The organism is Cryobacterium algoritolerans (assembly GCF_004402785.1).
Lineage (GTDB): Bacteria > Actinomycetota > Actinomycetes > Actinomycetales > Microbacteriaceae > Cryobacterium > Cryobacterium algoritolerans.
In genome coordinates, this window is record NZ_SOFP01000076.1 from 1 (window position 1) to 1,915 (window position 1,915).

1 rRNA gene is annotated in these 1,915 nt (G+C 53.8%); it reads right to left on the reverse strand.

Annotated features, from left to right (window positions below):
- Positions 1 to 1,915, reverse strand: a 23S ribosomal RNA gene (locus E3O19_RS15805); the annotation flags it as partial.

The window sequence follows — 1,915 nt, forward strand, 5'->3', positions numbered from 1 at the left end:
AGTCTCCCACCTATCCTACACAAGCCACACCGAACACCAATACCAAGCTGTAGTAAAGGTCACGGGGTCTTTCCGTCCTGCTGCGCGTAACGAGCATCTTTACTCGTAATGCAATTTCGCCGAGTTCGCGGTTGAGACAGCTGGGAAGTCGTTACGCCATTCGTGCAGGTCGGAACTTACCCGACAAGGAATTTCGCTACCTTAGGATGGTTATAGTTACCACCGCCGTTTACTGGGGCTTAAATTCTCAGCTTCGCCTTGCGGCTAACCGTTCCTCTTAACCTTCCAGCACCGGGCAGGCGTCAGTCCGTATACATCGTCTTGCGACTTGGCACGGACCTGTGTTTTTAGTAAACAGTCGCTTCCCACTGGTCTCTGCGGCCTTCGAACGCTCCCGGAGCTAGTCCGTTCACGCCTCAGGCCCCCCTTCTCCCGAAGTTACGGGGGCATTTTGCCGAGTTCCTTAACCACGATTCTCTCGATCTCCTTAGTATTCTCTACCTGATCACCTGAGTCGGTTTGGGGTACGGGTGACTAAAACCTCGCGTCGATGCTTTTCTTGGCAGCATAGGATCACTGATTTCGTCCGTGAGGACTACCCATCGGGTCTCAGCCTTCATGAGAGACGGATTTGCCTATCTCTCGGCCTACATCCTTAGACCGGGACAACCATCGCCCGGCTCAGCTACCTTCCTGCGTCACACCTGTTAATACGCTAACCGCACCAGCATAGGGTCGCACGCTAGGCCCACTCCCTCCACCCGAAGGCTTTGGTCAGTGGGATTCAGATGCTTAGCATTACTGGATTAGCTTGGACGGTTTTTCGCCAGTACGGGAATATAAACCCGTTGTCCATCGACTACGCCTGTCGGCCTCGCCTTAGGTCCCGACTTACCCAGGGCGGATTAGCCTGGCCCTGGAAACCTTGATCTTTCGGAGGACGGGTTTCTCACCCGTCTTTCGCTACTCATGCCTGCATTCTCACTCGTGTAGCCTCCACGGCTGGTTTACACCGCCGCTTCGCTGGCCACACGACGCTCTCCTACCCATCAACACGGCTGAACCAACACCACAAGGGTGCGGCTTACCAAAAATATCAATGCCACAACTTCGGTGGCGTGCTTGAGCCCCGTTACATTGTCGGCGCGGAATCACTTGACCAGTGAGCTATTACGCACTCTTTCAAGGGTGGCTGCTTCTAAGCCAACCTCCTGGTTGTCTGTGCAACTCCACATCCTTTCCCACTTAGCACGCGCTTTGGGACCTTAGTTGGTGGTCTGGGTTGTTTCCCTCTCGACGATGAAGCTTATCCCCCACCGTCTCACTGCTGCGCTCTCACTTACCGGCATTCGGAGTTTGGCTGACGTCAGTAAGCTTTTAGGCCCCATCGGCCATCCAGTAGCTCTACCTCCGGCAAGAAACACGCAACGCTGCACCTAAATGCATTTCGGAGAGAACCAGCTATCACGAAGTTTGATTGGCCTTTCACCCCTATCCACAGCTCATCCCCTCCATTTTCAACTGAAGTGGGTTCGGTCCTCCACGACGTCTTACCGTCGCTTCAACCTGGCCATGGATAGATCACTTCGCTTCGGGTCTAGGACATGCGACTGAATCGCCCTATTCAGACTCGCTTTCGCTACGCATTCCCCTCTCGGGTTAAGCTCGCCACATATCACTAACTCGCAGGCTCATTCTTCAAAAGGCACGCTGTCACCAGAACAAAGCTGGCTCCAACGGTTTGTAAGCAAACGGTTTCAGGTACTATTTCACTCCCCTCCCGGGGTACTTTTCACCTTTCCCTCACGGTACTTGTTCACTATCGGTCATGTAGGAGTATTTAGGCTTATCAGGTGGTCCTGACAGATTCACACGGGATTTCTCGGGCCCCGTGCTACTTGGGATACTCTTCGGG